Raw genomic sequence first — 15,054 nt, forward strand, 5'->3', positions numbered from 1 at the left:
AGGCGGGTATTATTTGCCCCCTTCGGTCGGTCATCGACCTTTAATACCTTCTGAGTTCAGAGGCATTTTTATGACATGGCAATCCTTCAAACAGGCCTGGCTTATCCGGTTCTGGTCCCCTGTCCCGGCGGTCATCGCCGCGGGCATCCTCTCCACCTACTATTTTGGCATCACCGGCACCTTCTGGGCGGTGACCGGCGAATTCACCCGCTGGGGCGGTCAGCTGCTGCAGTTGCTGGGCGTCCACAGCGAACAGTGGGGCTATTACCAGCTGATTCATCTCGAAGGGACGCCGCTGACCCGCATCGATGGCAGGATGATCATCGGCATGTTCGGCGGCTGCCTGGCCGCCGCGCTGTGGGCCAATAACGTCAAACTGCGCTTTCCACGCAGCCGGATCCGCATTGTGCAGGCCGTGGCAGGCGGCATCATCGCCGGGTTCGGCGCGCGGCTGGCGATGGGCTGCAACCTGGCGGCCTTTTTCACCGGCATTCCGCAGTTCTCCCTGCACGCCTGGCTGTTTGCCATCGCCACCGCCATCGGCTCCTGGTTTGGCGCCCGCTTCACGCTGCTGCCCCTTTTTCGCATCCCGGTAAAAATGCAAAAGGTGTCCGCCGCCTCGCCGTTAACCCAAAAACCGCAGCAGGCGCGTCGCCGTTTCCGGCTGGGCATGGTGGTCTTTTTCGCTATGATCGGCTGGGGCCTGCTCACCGCCGCAGACCACCCGGCGCTCGGCCTGGCGATGCTGTTCGGCATCGGCTTCGGTCTGCTTATCGAGCGCGCGCAGATCTGCTTTACCTCCGCCTTTCGCGATATGTGGATCACCGGCCGGACGGTGATGGCAAAGGCGATTATCTTCGGCATGGCGGCGAGCGCCATCGGTATCTTCAGCTATGTGCAATTGGGGATGGCGCCCAAAATTATGTGGGCCGGTCCCAACGCGGCGATTGGCGGGCTGCTGTTTGGCTTTGGCATCGTGCTGGCCGGCGGCTGTGAAACCGGCTGGATGTACCGAGCGGTGGAGGGCCAGGTTCACTACTGGTGGGTTGGGCTGGGCAATGTCATTGGCTCAACGCTGCTCGCCTGGTGCTGGGACGATATCGCCGCTCCGCTCGCCACCCACTGGCAGAAAATCAACCTGCTGAAAGCCTTCGGCCCCTTCGGCGGGCTGCTGGCGACCTATCTGCTGCTGCTGATCGCCCTGCTGCTGGTGATCGCCTGGGAAAGACATTTTTTCCGCCGCCAGTCGACGGCGGTCCGGACCGTGAAGGAGAGCGCATGAAAAACATCATCCCTGATTATCGCCTGGATATGGTCGGCGAACCCTGTCCCTATCCGGCCGTGGCCACGCTGGAGGCAATGCCCTCCCTGCAAAAAGGCGAGATCCTGGAAGTGGTCAGCGACTGTCCGCAGTCGATCAATAACATTCCACTCGATGCCAGGAACCATGGCTATACGGTGCTGGATATTCAGCAGGATGGCCCAACCATTCGCTATCTGATCCAGAAATAGCCGCGGCTCATGGCCCCGCCGGCGACGATCATCGCCGGCGATAATTTCGCCCCTTCCCGTCTTATCACACCCTCTGCCTGCCTCGAGGATCCCCTGCGAACCTTTGCAATAGCTTGTAACACTTGAAACGGTGTTCCAGTTACATAATAACCATTAATATAACGCGCCTATATTATTAAAATACGAATAAGTAAACGTGTGAATGGTTTATGCCGACAGACGCCGAAACCATGCGCAGCAACAACACAACAAGGATTGAAATGGAACTGCTGGCAAGGCTGGGTCACTTTTTCGAACAGGTTCGCGCGGATGCCGATTTTACCACCTTCGCCAGTGAACTCCGCCGGCATCAGGTCTCCTACTACATCTATTTTGTCTCCACCGGCAATATGAATTTCGTGATGGCAAACGACGAGGTGATTTCGATAAAAAGCGCCCGCGGCCTGCTACGCGTGCGCAGCGCCCCCAGCCATCGGCTGACCTCGGCCGCGGTCATCCGCCATTTTGCCGGCGCCATCAACTTTGAACAGTACTGCAAGGATCTCGCCAGCGCCGGCGTGTTTAAGTGGATCGTTGATCTGGAAGAGGAGACCCGGCACTACTGGTCGAAGGATAATACGCTGCTGTATAAAGAGAACCTGATGCCCCCCTGAGCGGGTCACAGGGGGGAGACGTGGTTATCTGCTCGGCCCTCAGTCGCGGGTCTGTACCCAGAAGGCGTGGATCAGGCCAGGAATATAGCCCAGCAGGGTCAGAATAATGTTGAGAATAAACGCCCAGCCGAAGCCTTTACCCAGCAATACGCCCAGCGGCGGCAGAATGATAGTGAAAACGATTCTCCAGAATCCCATAACCTCTCCCTTCGTCTAACGTCAATATTTTACTAAGCTATTCAATAGTTAAGCATAGCCACTTTTCACCGCTTCGCCAGCAGGCGGCAACCTCATCTCCGGTAACAAAAATTATTCCCTGCTGTCAGCGCTAAAAAAGGCCGGGAAAACATTCACTTTTTCCCTCTCCGGGCCGGAAGCGCTGGCATACCGCACAGATTGTCAGTTGACCAATCAGGGGGACAGGACTAAGCCTGGAGGAGTTTTATCACATCGAGTCGTTTTACCAACCGGAGAATGTCCATGAGTAAACTTGGGATTAATGGATTTGGTCGTATCGGACGTTTGGTGTTACGCCGTTTATTAGAAGTCGACAGCAGCCTGGAAGTGGTGGCTATCAACGACCTCACCTCGCCAAAGGTGCTGGCCTACCTGTTAAAGCATGATTCAAACTACGGCCCCTTCCCGTGGAGCGTCGACTTTACGGAAGATGCGCTGATCGTCAACGGCAAAACCATTACGGTGTATGCCGAAAAAGAGGCGCAGCATATTCCGTGGCAGGCGGCAGGCGCCGAGGTGATTGTGGAGTGTACCGGGTTCTACACCTCGGCAGAGAAATCGCAAGCCCATCTCCAGGCTGGCGCGCGCAAAGTGCTGATTTCTGCCCCCGCTGGCGAGATGAAAACCATCGTCTACAACGTCAATGATGACACCCTGACCCCGGAAGATACCATCATCTCCGTGGCTTCCTGCACCACCAACTGCCTGGCGCCGATGGCCAAAGTGCTGCAGGATGCCTTCGGCATCACCGTGGGCACCATGACCACCATCCATGCTTATACCGGCACCCAGTCGCTGGTGGACGGGCCGCGCGGCAAAGATCTGCGCGCCTCCAGAGCGGCGGCAGAAAACGTCATCCCGCACACCACTGGCGCAGCCAAAGCCATTGGTCTGGTGATCCCCGCCCTGAGCGGTAAACTGAAGGGCCATGCCCAGCGCGTACCGACCAAAACCGGCTCGGTGACGGAACTGGTGTCGGTGCTGGAGAAAAAGGTCAGCGTTGAGGAAATCAATCAGGCGATGAAGCAGGCGGCCGAGGGCAATGAATCCTTCGGCTACACCGAAGAAGAGATTGTCTCTTCGGATATTATCGGCAGCCATTTCGGCTCGATCTACGATGCCACTCAGCTGGAGATTGTGGAAGCTGGCGGCGTACAGCTGGTGAAAACCGTCGCCTGGTACGATAACGAATACGGCTTCGTCACCCAACTGATCCGCGTGCTGGAGAAATTTGCCCGCTAAGCGAACGGCGGGCAGCCTGAGCTGTCCGCCGGTTCTGTGTTGAGTGCCTCAGGCCTGCAGATAGACCACTTGGGTCTGCAGGTACTCATTCAGCCCGTGGCGGCCATCAGCGCCGCCGATCCCCGATTTGCGCCAGCCGGCGTGGAAACCCTGCATCGCCTCAAAGTTTTCCCGGTTGATATAGGTTTCGCCGAACTTCAGTCCCTTAATCGCCTTCATCGCCACGTTCAGATCGCGGGTATAGATCGAGGAGGTCAGGCCATAGTCGCTGTCATTGGCCATCGCCAGCGCCTCATCGAGGGTCGAAAACGCGACCACCGGCAGCACCGGCCCGAAGGTTTCCTCGTGGATAATGTCCATCTCCTGACGCACATCCAGCAGCAGGGTCGGCGGATAAAAATAGCCTTTGCCCTCCAGCGGCTGGCCGCCCAGCGCCACCCGTGCCCCCTGCGCCACCGCCTTCGCCACTTTGCCCGCCACCTGATCCCGCGCCGCGGCGTTGATCAGCGGCCCCATCGCGATGTCATCGCGCGCCGCCGGGTCGCCAAACTGCACGGCCTTCATCGCCTCGCCGAGGCGGTTGACGAAGCGGTCGTAAATGCCCTGCTGAACATAGACCCGCTCGACGCAGTTACACACCTGTCCGGTGTTAATCACCCGTGAGTCCACTACCGCTTTCACCGCCAGCTCCAGATCCGCATCGTCCATCACAATGGCAGGCGCTTTGCCGCCGAGCTCGAGGCACACTTTGGTGATATTTTTCGCCGCAGCGGCCATGATTTTCTCTCCTGCCGCCACGCTACCGGTCATGCTGACCATCGCCACCTTCGGATTGCCGGCCAGCTCCTGACCAACGGTTTCCCCGCGGCCGAGCACCAGGTTAAAGACCCCTTTCGGCAACCCTACCTGATGGACAATCTCGGCAAAGGCGATGGCATTATTGGGCGTAAATTCGCTGGGCTTAATGACGATGGTATTCCCGGTGATCAGCGCCGGCGCCAGCTTGCGGGCGATAAGAAAGAACGGGAAGTTCCACGGCAGGATCCCGGTGGTCACCCCCAGCGCGCGTTTAAAGACGAGGATACTCTCTCCCGGGTGATCGCTCTGCACGATCTCGCCTTCGTAACGGCGCGCCCATTCCGCCATATAGTCGAGATAGTCCGCGGTGAATGCGACTTCCACCGCCGCCAGCTGCTGGATCTTGCCGCCTTCAGCCACGATCAGCCCGGCAATCTCTTCAGCACGCTGGCGGATACCCGCGGCAATCTTGCGCAGCCAGCCCGCGCGCTCAATGGCCGGCAGTGCTTCCCAGGCGGGCTGGGCGCGCTCAGCCGCGTCAATCGCCAGCCGCGCCTCTTCAGCAGTCCCGTCCGGGATCCGCGACAGCAGCGCTTCGGTCGTCGGGTTAAGCACGTCGATCCAGCCGTCGCCGCGACCGGAAACGAACTGGCCATCAATATACATTTGGTGTTGAACGGGTGCTGTCATGGCTGCTCCTGTAGTGCGTTTGTATTTAACAAGTAATTTTTTTGTTAAATATCGGGCGGATAAGCCGTGGCTTCGCAGCACGTTGGCGCAGTTCTGTGAGCTGATTCATAAAACCGGGCCAAAAATGCCCGATTGAGGTTACATTTCAATAACACAAACTGCCCGTTTGCGACAAATTTGCCGCAAACGGGCAGTTTTTAGCCGAGGGTGCGGGCCTGCAGCGCCCCGGCAAGCTGGGCGTCCTCCCGCAGCTGTCGCCAGGCATCGAGGACCTCAGGCGGGAAGGTGACGTGGCTAATGAAGTCTTTCCCGCGCGGACCGTATCCTTCAGGCGTATCCTGCAGGCGCGGCAGCTCGCCCAGCAGCAGCGCCAGGTAGCGAGTGACCGGCCACAGCCCCGCCCCGCCGCCCGCGAACCTCAGCTGGCCATCGGTCTGCTCCAGCACCGGCGAGCAGCCGGGAAAGCTCAGCCACTGTGGCGGCGTCGTCGCCCCCTGCCAGACGCGGGCGAAGGTAGCCATGGTTCGCCGCTGCATGGTGGGGTCCTGAATGACGATCCCGCGACGATGCAGGATCCCCCGGCTCTCCAGCGTTGTACGGGTAAAACGGGCGTTCTCGCCGCAGTTGGTCGACTGGTCCTCCACGACCAGCCGCGAGCGCGGAATGTGCCAGTAGTCATGAGCAATATCGGCCAGAATATGCGCTTCCGGACGCCCCTCCACCGGCAACGTACGGTAGCGGCTGTCCTGACGCACCGCCTCGTAGAGAAAGCCCGTAGAATGCCCCACGCCGCCGCTGATCAGCAGCGGGACCTCCTGCGCCGCCGCCAGCCGGCAGGCGGCGTCGATGGTCGGGATCACGGCGTTGCCGGCCAGCACCACCACGTCCACCTGCGGCAGCGCGGGCAGCGTCGCCAGATCGTCCTGCGCCAGCCAGGCGCCGACCTGGTTAGCCGCCGCCAGCGTCGCCGCCGACAACGGGGGAAATTGTTCTGCCATTCTGTCTCCTTAATCCCCTCTCAGCCGATCGGAGAGGATGCATTCGCCATCATAAACGCCGCCTCGCGGGACGCAAAGCGGCGTCGATTTGTAACCATTTTGAAATAACAAGAAACATCTAAAAACAGGCGGGTTGCACCTGAACAACTCACTATGAAAATAACAAAAAACAGCAAAATCAGGTGGAAAATAAAAAATAGCGTCGCGGTTACACCACACCAAACCTCGCCATGTCGCCCAGTTTGCCAGCGATGAACTTGCCAATTGTAACCTTCAACCCTAATTTGCTTAACAATTACACAACCTTTTTCACACCAGGTTGCACCCTGCTTACACAGAGTGACACCTGACCTATTTACCGTGGCGGGAGAACGTTTCGTAATGAGCAATCCACAAGACAACACTGCATCCATTCTGCAGAAAAACAAGAAGGTCCTGATAGCGAGCCTGACAGGCAGCGCCATCGAATGGTTCGATTATTTTCTCTATGGCACCGCCGCCGCGCTGGTGTTCAACAAAATCTTCTTTCCGATGGTCGACCCGGTCATCGGCCTGATCCTCTCCTGGCTCTCCTTCTCGCTGACGTTTTTTATCCGCCCCATCGGCGGCGTCATTTTCGCTCATATCGGCGATCGCATCGGCCGCAAGAAGACGCTGGTGCTGACCCTGTCGCTGATGGGCAGCGCCACGGTGGCGATCGGCCTGCTTCCCACCTATGAGATGGTGGGCCTCTGGGCGCCCGCCCTGCTGATTACCCTGCGCATTATTCAGGGCATGGGTATCGGCGGTGAATGGGGCGGTGCGCTGCTGCTGGCCTACGAATACGCGCCGGAAAAGCGGAAAGGCTTTTTCGGCAGCATTCCCCAGGCCGGCGTGACCATCGGCATGCTGATGGCGACGTTTATCGTCTCGCTGATGACCCTGTTTGACGAGGCACAGTTTCTCGCCTGGGGCTGGCGCATACCGTTCCTGCTCAGCTCCGTTCTCGTTTTTCTCGGCCTGTGGATCCGCAAAGATATCGACGAAACGCCCGCCTTTAAGCAGGTGAAAAAATCCGGCCAGGTGGCGAAGGCCCCGCTGCGCGAAACGCTCAAGCACCACTGGCGGGAAGTGCTGATTGCCGCCGGTCTGAAAGTGGTGGAGACCGCCCCATTCTATATCTTCTCCACCTTTGTGGTCAGCTATGCCACCACCACCCTGAGCTACCAGAAGTCGCAGGCGCTGGAATCCGTGACCCTGGGCGCGCTGGTGGCCACCGTGATGATCCCGCTGATGGGGCTGCTGTCAGACAAGGTGGGTCGGCAAAAAATGTACACCCTAAGCGTGGTGCTGCTGGGGCTGTTTATCGTCCCGTGGTTCCTGCTGCTCGACACCGGCACCAGCTGGGGCATCATGCTGGCGACGGTCGTGGCCTTCGGCATCCTGTGGGCGCCGGTAACTGCGGTACTCGGCACCTTGTGCTCTGAGATTTTCAGCGCCAATGTGCGCTATACCGGGATCACCCTCGGCTACCAGTTGGGTGCCGCGCTGGCCGGGGGCACCGCGCCGCTTATCGCCACCGGTCTGCTGGCGAAATATGACGGGGACTGGCGGCCGGTGGCCGTTTATCTGGGCGTTACGGTGGTGATTTCGCTGCTGGCAATTTTCTGCGCCAGCCGGATGAAGTCCGCGCCCGGTGCGGCCCCTTCCCGCGCGCAAAGCGTCTAACCGCCGCCCGCCCGGGCTACTACGGCGCCGAGTATCCCGCCCGGCGGCGCTACGCTTGCGCGGGCCTACAGGGAGATCGCGCCGCAGGGGAAACCGCTCATCCCAGGCCCGGTAAGCATATAGGCCCGGTAAGGCGCCAGCCGCCACCGGGCAGTAAAGCCGCTACGGAGCTGAGTATCCCGCCCGTCGGCGCTGCGCTTGCGCGGGCCTACGGGGGGATCACGCCGCGGGGGAAACCGCTCATCCCAGGCTCAGTAAGACAGTAGGCCCGGTAAGGCGCCAGCCGCCACCGGGCAGAAAAGCCGCTACGGAGCCGACTATCCTGCCAGGCGGCGCTGCGCTTGCGCGGGCCTGGGGGGGATCACACCGCGGGAGAAACCGCTCATCCCAGGTCCGGTAAGCATGTAGGCCCGGTAAGACGCCAGCCGCCACCGGGCAGTAAAGCCGCTACGGAGCCGAGTATCCCGCCCGTCGGCGCTGCGCTTGCGCGGGCCTACAGAGGGGGATCACGCCGCGGGGGAAACCGCTCATCCCAGGTCCGGTAAGCATGTAGGCCCGGTAAGGCACCCGCCGCCACCGGGCAGTAAAGCCGCTGCGGAGCCGACTATTCTGCCCGGCGGCGCTGCGCTTGCGCGGGCCTACAGAGGGAGATCACACCGCGGGGGAAACCGCTCATCCCAGGTCCGGTAAGACAGTAGGCCCGGTAAGGCGCCAGCCGCTACCGGGCAGTAAAGCCGCTGCGGAGCCGACTATCCCGCCCGGCGGCGCTGCGCTTGCGCGGGCCTACAGGGGGGATCACGCCGCAGGGGAAACCGCTCATCCCAGGTCCGTAAGCATGTAGGCCCGGTAAGGCGTCAGCCGCCACCGGGCACAAACAGACGTCCAGTCTTCACCTCCTGCTTAGCCGGCCAGGTTGGTCGGCGAGTGTCAGGCGCTCTGGTTGTCCAGCGTCAGCTGCCCCTCGCGCCGCTGCTTCAGCTTCCAGAAGCCCCACAGCGCGATAAACCACAGCGGAGAAGCCAACAGCGCCAGCAGCGTGTCCGGGTCAAAGATCATGATGAAGATGGCGAAGGTGAAGAACAGCAGGCTCACCCAGCTCATCACCACCCCGGCAGGCATCTTAAAGTTCGACCCGGCGTGCAGGTCCGGACGCTGACGGCGATAGACCAGATAAGCCACGAGGATCATCCCCCAGCTGAACACCACCATAATCGCCGCCAGGGTCGAGACGATGGTGAACAGGGTCATCACATTCGGCACCAGGAACAGCAGCAGCGTGCCGATCAGCATGCAGAAGCAGGAGAACAGCAGGCTACGCACCGGGATGCGGGTATTGCGCGACAGGATGCGAAACTGCCAGTGCGCGTGCTTCTCCACCGACAGGCCGTACAACATGCGGGTGCTGGAGAAGACGCCGCTGTTGGCCGAGGACATCGCCGAGGTCAGCGCCACGAAGTTAATCACCGCCGCGGCGGCAGGTAGCCCAGCTTTGGCAAACAGCGTCACGAACGGACTGGTCTCCGCCGACACCCCCGGCCAGGAGGCGACGGCGATAATCACCACCATCGACAGCAGATAGAAGATGATAATCCGCAGCGGCAGAGCATTGATCGCCTTGGGCAAAATGCGCTGCGGATCGCGGGTCTCCGCCGTCATGGTGCCCAGCAGCTCAATGCCGGTAAAGGAGAAGATCGCTATCTGGAAGCCGGCGAAAAAACCGGTGATACCGTGAGGCATAAAGGCCGTCGGGTCGGTAAGATGGCTGAGAGAAGCCGTCACGCCGTCCGGGGAAGTCCAGCCGGTGGCAATCATCCAGCCGCCAGTGCAGATCAGGGCGATAATGGTGATCACCTTGATCAGGGCGAACCAGAACTCCGCCTCGCCAAACATTTTCACCGACAGCAGGTTAAGCAGGAACAGGATCGCCAGCATGCTGAGGGCCGGCATCCATGCCGACAGTTCCGGGAACCAGTACTGCATATAGCTCCCGCAGACCACCACGTCGGCGATACAGGTCACCACCCAGCTTAGCCAGTAGGTCCAGCCGAGGTAAAAGCTCGCCTGCGGCCCAAGATACTCGCCGACAAAGTCGGCAAACGAGCGGTAGTCATGGCGGGTGAGCAGCAGCTCGCCCATCGCCCGCATCACCATATAGGTAAAGAACCCGACCAGCACATAGATCACCAGAATCGAGGTGCCGGCGACGGCGATGTTGCGCCCCGCCCCCATAAACAGCCCGGTGCCGATAGCGCCCCCGAGGGCAATCATTTGAATGTGGCGGGCGCCGAGCCCGCGTTTAAGCTGTGACGCGTCCTCACCTCCGGCGGCAGGTGACGCCTGATGTTGATGTTCAGTCATGGTGTTTCCTCAGGCTGGTTGTGGGAGGCGAAGAGCCGCAGCGCGCAGCAGCAGCCCGGCGCGCTGACCGGTGGCAACCCCGGCGTTGGGAAAGAGGATATAGGGGGCCCGGGCCTGCACCACCCACCGTGTCTCCGCCTGGCGAGCGATTTCGTATCCCGCCGGGAGCGCGGTGAAGTTCTCAACGTTGGCCGCGAGGTTAAGCGTAAATTCCCCCTCGCGCTTGATGATGCTCTCCTCGACCAGGAAGTAGTCCACCGGCGCTTTGTCGCGCGGCGGCAGCGGCGCGTCAGAAATCCAGGCCCGGATCGCCGCGTCGGTGGCGGCGAACAGGCTGAGATCGTTGGCGCCGAACGGCATCACTTTCCCCAGCTCCAGGGTGGCGCTTTGCGCGGCAAACTTTTCGCAGGTGAAATGGGTGAAAGTGCCGCCCGCTTCGGTATGGCGCACGATGGCGTCCATCCCGCTGGCCTGCAACAGCTGATAGAAGCCGGACGAAAAATCCCCCGCGTGGGCCGGGAGCAGCGCAAACTGGCGATACAGCGACCCGCGAATAGCGGTGTGCATATCGAGATGGCTACGGTTGACCGGACCCGCCGCATCGGCGGCGCGATAGAAGGCCTGCACCGCCTGCTCCAGCGCAAAAGCCCGCCGCGACTCATTACCCGGGGTGACCGCCAGATGGCGGCCGCCGAACAGGCGATTCAGGTCGTTGTGCAGATAGCGGCGCGCGGCGCGGATCGCCGGCAGGTTACCAAAGACGATCAGCAGCGCCTGAGTGAGCGGCTGCCGCCCCTGGCTCAGATCGTGGGTCAGCTGCAGCAGCAGCTCCGTCGGCGCGGTCTCATTGCCATGCACGCCCGCGGAGAGGATCGTCGCCTGGCGCCACGGCGACGTCGGCAGCAACTGCAGGATCCCCTCGCCCAGCCAGCGGGCCTCGATATCCGCCGGGAAGGTCCACTCCTGCAGGCGGCAGTGCAGTAAATCGTTAACCAGGTGCTCCATCTGCCGCTCCTTAACGCTGAAAATCATAGACCGCGCCCAGGCGCAGGATCTGCGTCAGCTCATCCAGCGCCTGATAAACCTCGCGCAGCAGCTGCGGGTCCGCCAGATCGCGGGCGTGCAGCCGATCGCGATAATGTTTTTCCACCCATGCCGTCAGCTGCTGATAACGCTCGTCGTTCATCAGGCTATGCGCGTTGACCGCCTGGCGTTCAGCCTCGTTGAGCACCACCCGCAGCCGCAGACAGGCCGGGCCGCCGCCGTTGCGCATGCTTTCCCGCAGATCAAAGACCGCCACTTCATCGATCGGCGATGCGCTGTCGGCGGCCAGGTCGCTCAGATAGCGCCAGACGTTTTCCCGCTGGCGGCACTCCTCCGGGACCACGATCAGCATCTTGCCGTCAGGTTTGCTCAGCAGCTGGCTGTTGAACAGGTACGAGGCCACGGCGTCATCGAGCGACACCCGCTCGTCCGGCACTTCCACGCTGGTGAAGGGGATATCCAGACTGTCGCTTTTAGCCCGCAGCGTCGCCAGCACCGTCGCCTGATCGACAAACGCCTGCTGATGGTGAAACAGCACATGGCGATTGCTGACCGCAATGACGTCGTTATGAAACACGCCGCGATCGATAGCCTGTGGCGCCTGCTGGGCAAACACCGTGTAGCGCGGATCCAACTGATGCAAGCGAGCCACTGCTTCGCTGGCCTCGAGGGTCTGCCGCGCCGGATACTTCACCGGGGCGATCCCACCGCTGGCGCGTCGACCGTAGACAAAAAACTGCACCCCCTGCCGGGCATACTCCCGGCAGAAGCGGTTATGGTTGGCCGCCCCTTCATCGCCGAGGTCGCCATGCTGCGGCAGCGCCGCATGGTGGGCGAAGTAGCGCGGATCGGCGAACGTGGCGCCCAGGATCGCCGAGGTGGTGGGCGCCTCCTGCATACGGTGCAGCTTATTGTTCAGGTTGGCGACGGTGAAATGAACTTTGCCATCGGCGCTGTCCGCCGACGGTGAGACGGTCGCCGCGTTGGCGGTCCACATCGACGAGGCGGAGCTGAAGGCGGAGAGCAACTGCGGCGCCGCGTGGGCCGCCTGCTGGATAACCTGCTCATCGCTGCCCTGGAAACCCAGTTCGCGTAGCAGACGCAGATTCGGCCGCGGCTGTGGCGGCAGAATGCCCTGCACGAACCCGCGATCGGCAAGGGCTTTCATTTTATACAGCCCCTGCAGCGCCGCCTTTTTAGGGTTAGAGAGACCATCGCGGTTATTTTGCGAGGCTTCATTGCCGACGGAGAGTCCGGCGTAGTGGTGCGTCGGGCCGACCAGGCCATCAAAGTTTGCTTCAAAACCAGACATATGTCCTCACAGGATCCGTTATCAGAATGGCAGGCCCGGCGATACCGTCGCCGGAAGCGTCAGCGTATCGCTGACCAGAGAGGCCATCGGCCAGGCACAGTAATCGGCGGCGTACCACGCTGCCGCGCGATGGTTGCCGGAGGCACCCACCCCGCCAAACGGCGCTTTACTGGAGGCGCCGGTCAGCGGCTTGTTCCAGTTGACGATCCCGGCCCGCGCCTCGTCCGCCAGCTGGTCAAACTGCGCCGCATCGCTGGAGATCAGCCCGACGGCCAGGCCATAGCGGGTCTGGTTGGCGAGGCGGATGGCCTCCGGGAAGCCGTCATAACGGATAACCGTCAGCAGCGGGCCAAAGTACTCTTCATCCGGCACGTCGATACCGGTGACATCAACGATCCCCGGCGTCAGTACCGTGGAACGTGGGTCGGGCTGGCGCATGCGCAGCAGCACCTTGCCGCCGAGCCCCTCTAGTTTTTGCTGCGCCGCCAGCATGTTCTGCGCGGCGTCGAGAGAAATCACCCCGCCCATAAACGGCGCCGGCTGGTCATCCCATTTGCCGGCGCGGATCTGCGCGCTGGCCGCGACCAGCCGCTGCAGCAGCGCATCCCCCTGCTCGCCACGCGGAACGATCAGCCGGCGCGCGCAGGTGCAGCGCTGTCCGGCGGAGATAAACGCCGACTGGATAATCACATGCAGCGCCGCATCGACATCGGCCACGTCGGCGACGATCAGCGCGTTGTTGCCGCCCATCTCCAGCGCCAGCATCTTCTCCGGCTGGCCGCCGAAATAGCGATGGAAGTGGAAACCCGCCGCCGCGCTGCCGGTGAACAGCACGCCGTCGATATCACGATTTTCCAGCAGCGCCTGGCCAGTGGTTTTTCCGCCCTGCAGCAGATTAATCACCCCGGCGGGGACGCCCGCCTGCTGCCACAGCTGGACCGTCATTTCGGCGGTGGCCGGCGTCAGCTCGCTGGGTTTAAACACGATGGTGTTCCCGGCGATCAGCGCCGGAATGATATGCCCGTTGGGCAGGTGGCCCGGGAAGTTGTAGGGACCAAAGACCGCCATCACACCGTGCGGTTTGTGGCGCAGCTGTGCTTTTCCGTCCGGCAGCGTCGACTCGTGAAAGCCCGTCCGCTGGTGATAGGCCTCGATGGAGATCGCGGCCTTGCCGATCATCGCCTGCACTTCGGTGCGGGTCTCCCACAGCGGCTTGCTGGTCTCCCGGGAAATCAGAGTCGCCAGCGCCTCTTTATGCGTCTCCAGCAGCGCGGCAAAACGCTCCACCACGGCAATACGCTCGGCCAGCGGCCGGTGCGACCAGGGGTAAAACGCCGCGCGCGCCGCGGCGCAGGCCGTCTGGACGTCGTCGGCACCCGCGCTGGCCGCCTGCCACAGCAGCGACTGATCCTCCGGGGCCAGTTTGCTCATCGTTGCGCCGCTGCCCGCCTGCCACTGCCCGGCTATAAACTGTGCTTTTACCGCCATGATCTGTTTTCCTCTGGATTCAGGGTTACCGTATAAACGCGGTCGGTTTCACTGACCTGCAGCGCGTCCAGCGCGGCGGCATCCAGTGAGACCTGCTCTTCGTGGGCCACCAGCAGCGCCCGGAAATTGTCGAACTGACCGTTGGCGACGAGCGTCGGCGCCGGCAGGGCGCCCATCAGCTGCTGGGCCGGCAGGCACTGGCTGTCGCGCACGGCGCGGATCTGATCGGTGTTCGCCTCCAGCACCGGACCGGCATCGAAAATATCCACCGAGCCGCGCCAGCTGAATCCCTCTTTCTCGAGGATCGCCCGCGCCGGGGCGGTATTGGGATGCACCTGACCGATGACCTCGCGGGCCGCTTCCGGCAGCAGTGAGATATAGATCGGGTAAGCCGGCATCAGTTCGGCAATAAAGGTTTTCATGCCGGTGCCGGTCAGCCGGTCGGCATCGGCAAACGGGATGTCGAAGAAGTGATGGCCCAGCGCATCCCAGAACGGCGACTGCCCCTGCTCATCGCTGCAGCCGCGCAGTTCGGCAAACAGGTGCGGGGAAAACCACTCGCGAAAGGCGGCGATAAATAAAAAGCGCGCCTTGGAGAGCAGCAGACCATTGCGGTTGCGCTGATAGGCCGGGTCGAGAAACAGCGTACACAGCTCGCTGTGCCCGGTGTGGTCATAGCTGAGATTCAGCAGCTCCTGAGGCTTATAGACTCCCAGCGCTTTCGAGGCGCGAACCGTTTTCTGAATGCGAAAATTGTAAAACGGCTCGTCAAGGCCCACCGCGACCTCAATGGCGCTCACCCCCACCACCCGCGCCAGCGCGGTGTCTTCCAGCACAAACAGGAAACCCTGCTGGCCGCGCGGCAGTTCGCCGGCGAAGGTCTCGATACTGCGCTGGATACGGGCCGCCAGGCGCCCGGCATCATGCGGTAAGGAGGTCATGCCGACTCCCGCCCGCGCGGCAAGGCGGACGATGTCGTCGAGATCGTTTTCCCGTACGGGACGAAATAGCATCA

14 protein-coding genes are annotated in these 15,054 nt (G+C 61.7%); 6 read left to right on the plus strand and 8 right to left on the minus strand.

What is annotated here, in order from left to right; translation table 11 throughout:
• Positions 1 to 70 precede the first annotated feature (70 nt).
• The 3 genes from yedE (at position 71) to CWM57_RS04090 (ending at position 2,165) form a co-directional block, all read left to right on the plus strand.
• Complete coding sequence (yedE, locus tag CWM57_RS04080) at positions 71 to 1,282, plus strand: selenium metabolism membrane protein YedE/FdhT (RefSeq protein WP_100675656.1); 1,212 nt, start codon at positions 71 to 73, stop codon at positions 1,280 to 1,282.
• A complete protein-coding gene (yedF, locus tag CWM57_RS04085) occupies positions 1,279 to 1,512 on the plus strand; it encodes a sulfurtransferase-like selenium metabolism protein YedF (protein WP_002903233.1) in 234 nt (77 codons plus the stop codon). The genes yedE and yedF overlap by 4 nt, the downstream gene beginning before the upstream one ends.
• Positions 1,513 to 1,772: 260 nt before the next feature.
• Complete coding sequence (locus CWM57_RS04090; protein ID WP_016160930.1) at positions 1,773 to 2,165, plus strand: DUF1398 domain-containing protein; 393 nt, start codon at positions 1,773 to 1,775, stop codon at positions 2,163 to 2,165.
• 39 nt (positions 2,166 to 2,204) lie between these two features.
• On the opposite strand, the gene CWM57_RS04095 is transcribed toward CWM57_RS04090, so the two are convergent.
• Positions 2,205 to 2,363: a YqaE/Pmp3 family membrane protein gene (locus CWM57_RS04095; RefSeq protein ID WP_002903230.1), complete on the minus strand. Its 159-nt coding sequence runs from the start codon at positions 2,361 to 2,363 to the stop codon at positions 2,205 to 2,207.
• A 282-nt stretch (positions 2,364 to 2,645) separates the two neighbouring features.
• Here CWM57_RS04095 and gap point away from each other — a divergent pair, with 282 nt between their 5' ends.
• Positions 2,646 to 3,644 carry a type I glyceraldehyde-3-phosphate dehydrogenase gene (gene gap, locus CWM57_RS04100; protein ID WP_061154755.1) on the plus strand — a complete coding sequence of 333 codons (999 nt, stop codon included), beginning with the start codon at positions 2,646 to 2,648 and terminating at the stop codon, positions 3,642 to 3,644.
• Between the two features lie 48 nt (positions 3,645 to 3,692).
• Here gap and aldA read toward each other — a convergent pair whose 3' ends face one another.
• Positions 3,693 to 5,132 (minus strand): aldehyde dehydrogenase, encoded by a 1,440-nt coding sequence (aldA, locus tag CWM57_RS04105; RefSeq protein WP_100630840.1) that lies wholly within the window; start codon positions 5,130 to 5,132, stop codon positions 3,693 to 3,695.
• Here aldA and CWM57_RS27410 point away from each other — a divergent pair.
• Positions 5,131 to 5,268 (plus strand): hypothetical protein, encoded by a 138-nt coding sequence (locus CWM57_RS27410; RefSeq protein WP_165784132.1) that lies wholly within the window; start codon positions 5,131 to 5,133, stop codon positions 5,266 to 5,268. The genes aldA and CWM57_RS27410 overlap by 2 nt on opposite strands.
• Positions 5,269 to 5,329: 61 nt before the next feature.
• Here CWM57_RS27410 and CWM57_RS04110 read toward each other — a convergent pair whose 3' ends face one another.
• The gene (locus CWM57_RS04110; RefSeq protein ID WP_100630841.1) at positions 5,330 to 6,130 is read right to left on the minus strand and encodes a YdcF family protein; all 801 of its coding nucleotides are present in this window, start codon (positions 6,128 to 6,130) and stop codon (positions 5,330 to 5,332) included.
• A gap of 381 nt (positions 6,131 to 6,511) precedes the next feature.
• Here CWM57_RS04110 and CWM57_RS04120 point away from each other — a divergent pair, with 381 nt between their 5' ends.
• Complete coding sequence (locus tag CWM57_RS04120) at positions 6,512 to 7,837, plus strand: MFS transporter (RefSeq protein ID WP_100675657.1); 1,326 nt, start codon at positions 6,512 to 6,514, stop codon at positions 7,835 to 7,837.
• A 927-nt stretch (positions 7,838 to 8,764) separates the two neighbouring features.
• Here the strand turns inward: CWM57_RS04120 and CWM57_RS04125 are convergent.
• From CWM57_RS04125 to astA, 5 genes are read right to left on the minus strand one after another with little or no spacing between them, the layout of a single operon-like run.
• Complete coding sequence (locus CWM57_RS04125) at positions 8,765 to 10,195, minus strand: amino acid permease (RefSeq protein ID WP_100675658.1); 1,431 nt, start codon at positions 10,193 to 10,195, stop codon at positions 8,765 to 8,767.
• 9 nt (positions 10,196 to 10,204) lie between these two features.
• Entirely contained in the window at positions 10,205 to 11,200 is a 996-nt protein-coding gene (astE, locus tag CWM57_RS04130) for a succinylglutamate desuccinylase (RefSeq protein WP_100675659.1), read from the minus strand.
• A gap of 10 nt (positions 11,201 to 11,210) precedes the next feature.
• The gene (astB, locus tag CWM57_RS04135) at positions 11,211 to 12,551 is read right to left on the minus strand and encodes an N-succinylarginine dihydrolase (protein WP_100675660.1); all 1,341 of its coding nucleotides are present in this window, start codon (positions 12,549 to 12,551) and stop codon (positions 11,211 to 11,213) included.
• A 21-nt stretch (positions 12,552 to 12,572) separates the two neighbouring features.
• Positions 12,573 to 14,039: a succinylglutamate-semialdehyde dehydrogenase gene (astD, locus tag CWM57_RS04140; protein ID WP_100630846.1), complete on the minus strand. Its 1,467-nt coding sequence runs from the start codon at positions 14,037 to 14,039 to the stop codon at positions 12,573 to 12,575.
• Entirely contained in the window at positions 14,030 to 15,052 is a 1,023-nt protein-coding gene (gene astA / locus CWM57_RS04145) for an arginine N-succinyltransferase (RefSeq protein WP_162678306.1), read from the minus strand. The genes astD and astA overlap by 10 nt, the downstream gene beginning before the upstream one ends.
• Positions 15,053 to 15,054 lie beyond the last annotated feature (2 nt).

The organism is Klebsiella sp. G-Nf4 (genome assembly GCF_002810615.1).
Taxonomy (GTDB): Bacteria; Pseudomonadota; Gammaproteobacteria; order Enterobacterales; family Enterobacteriaceae; genus Klebsiella; species Klebsiella variicola.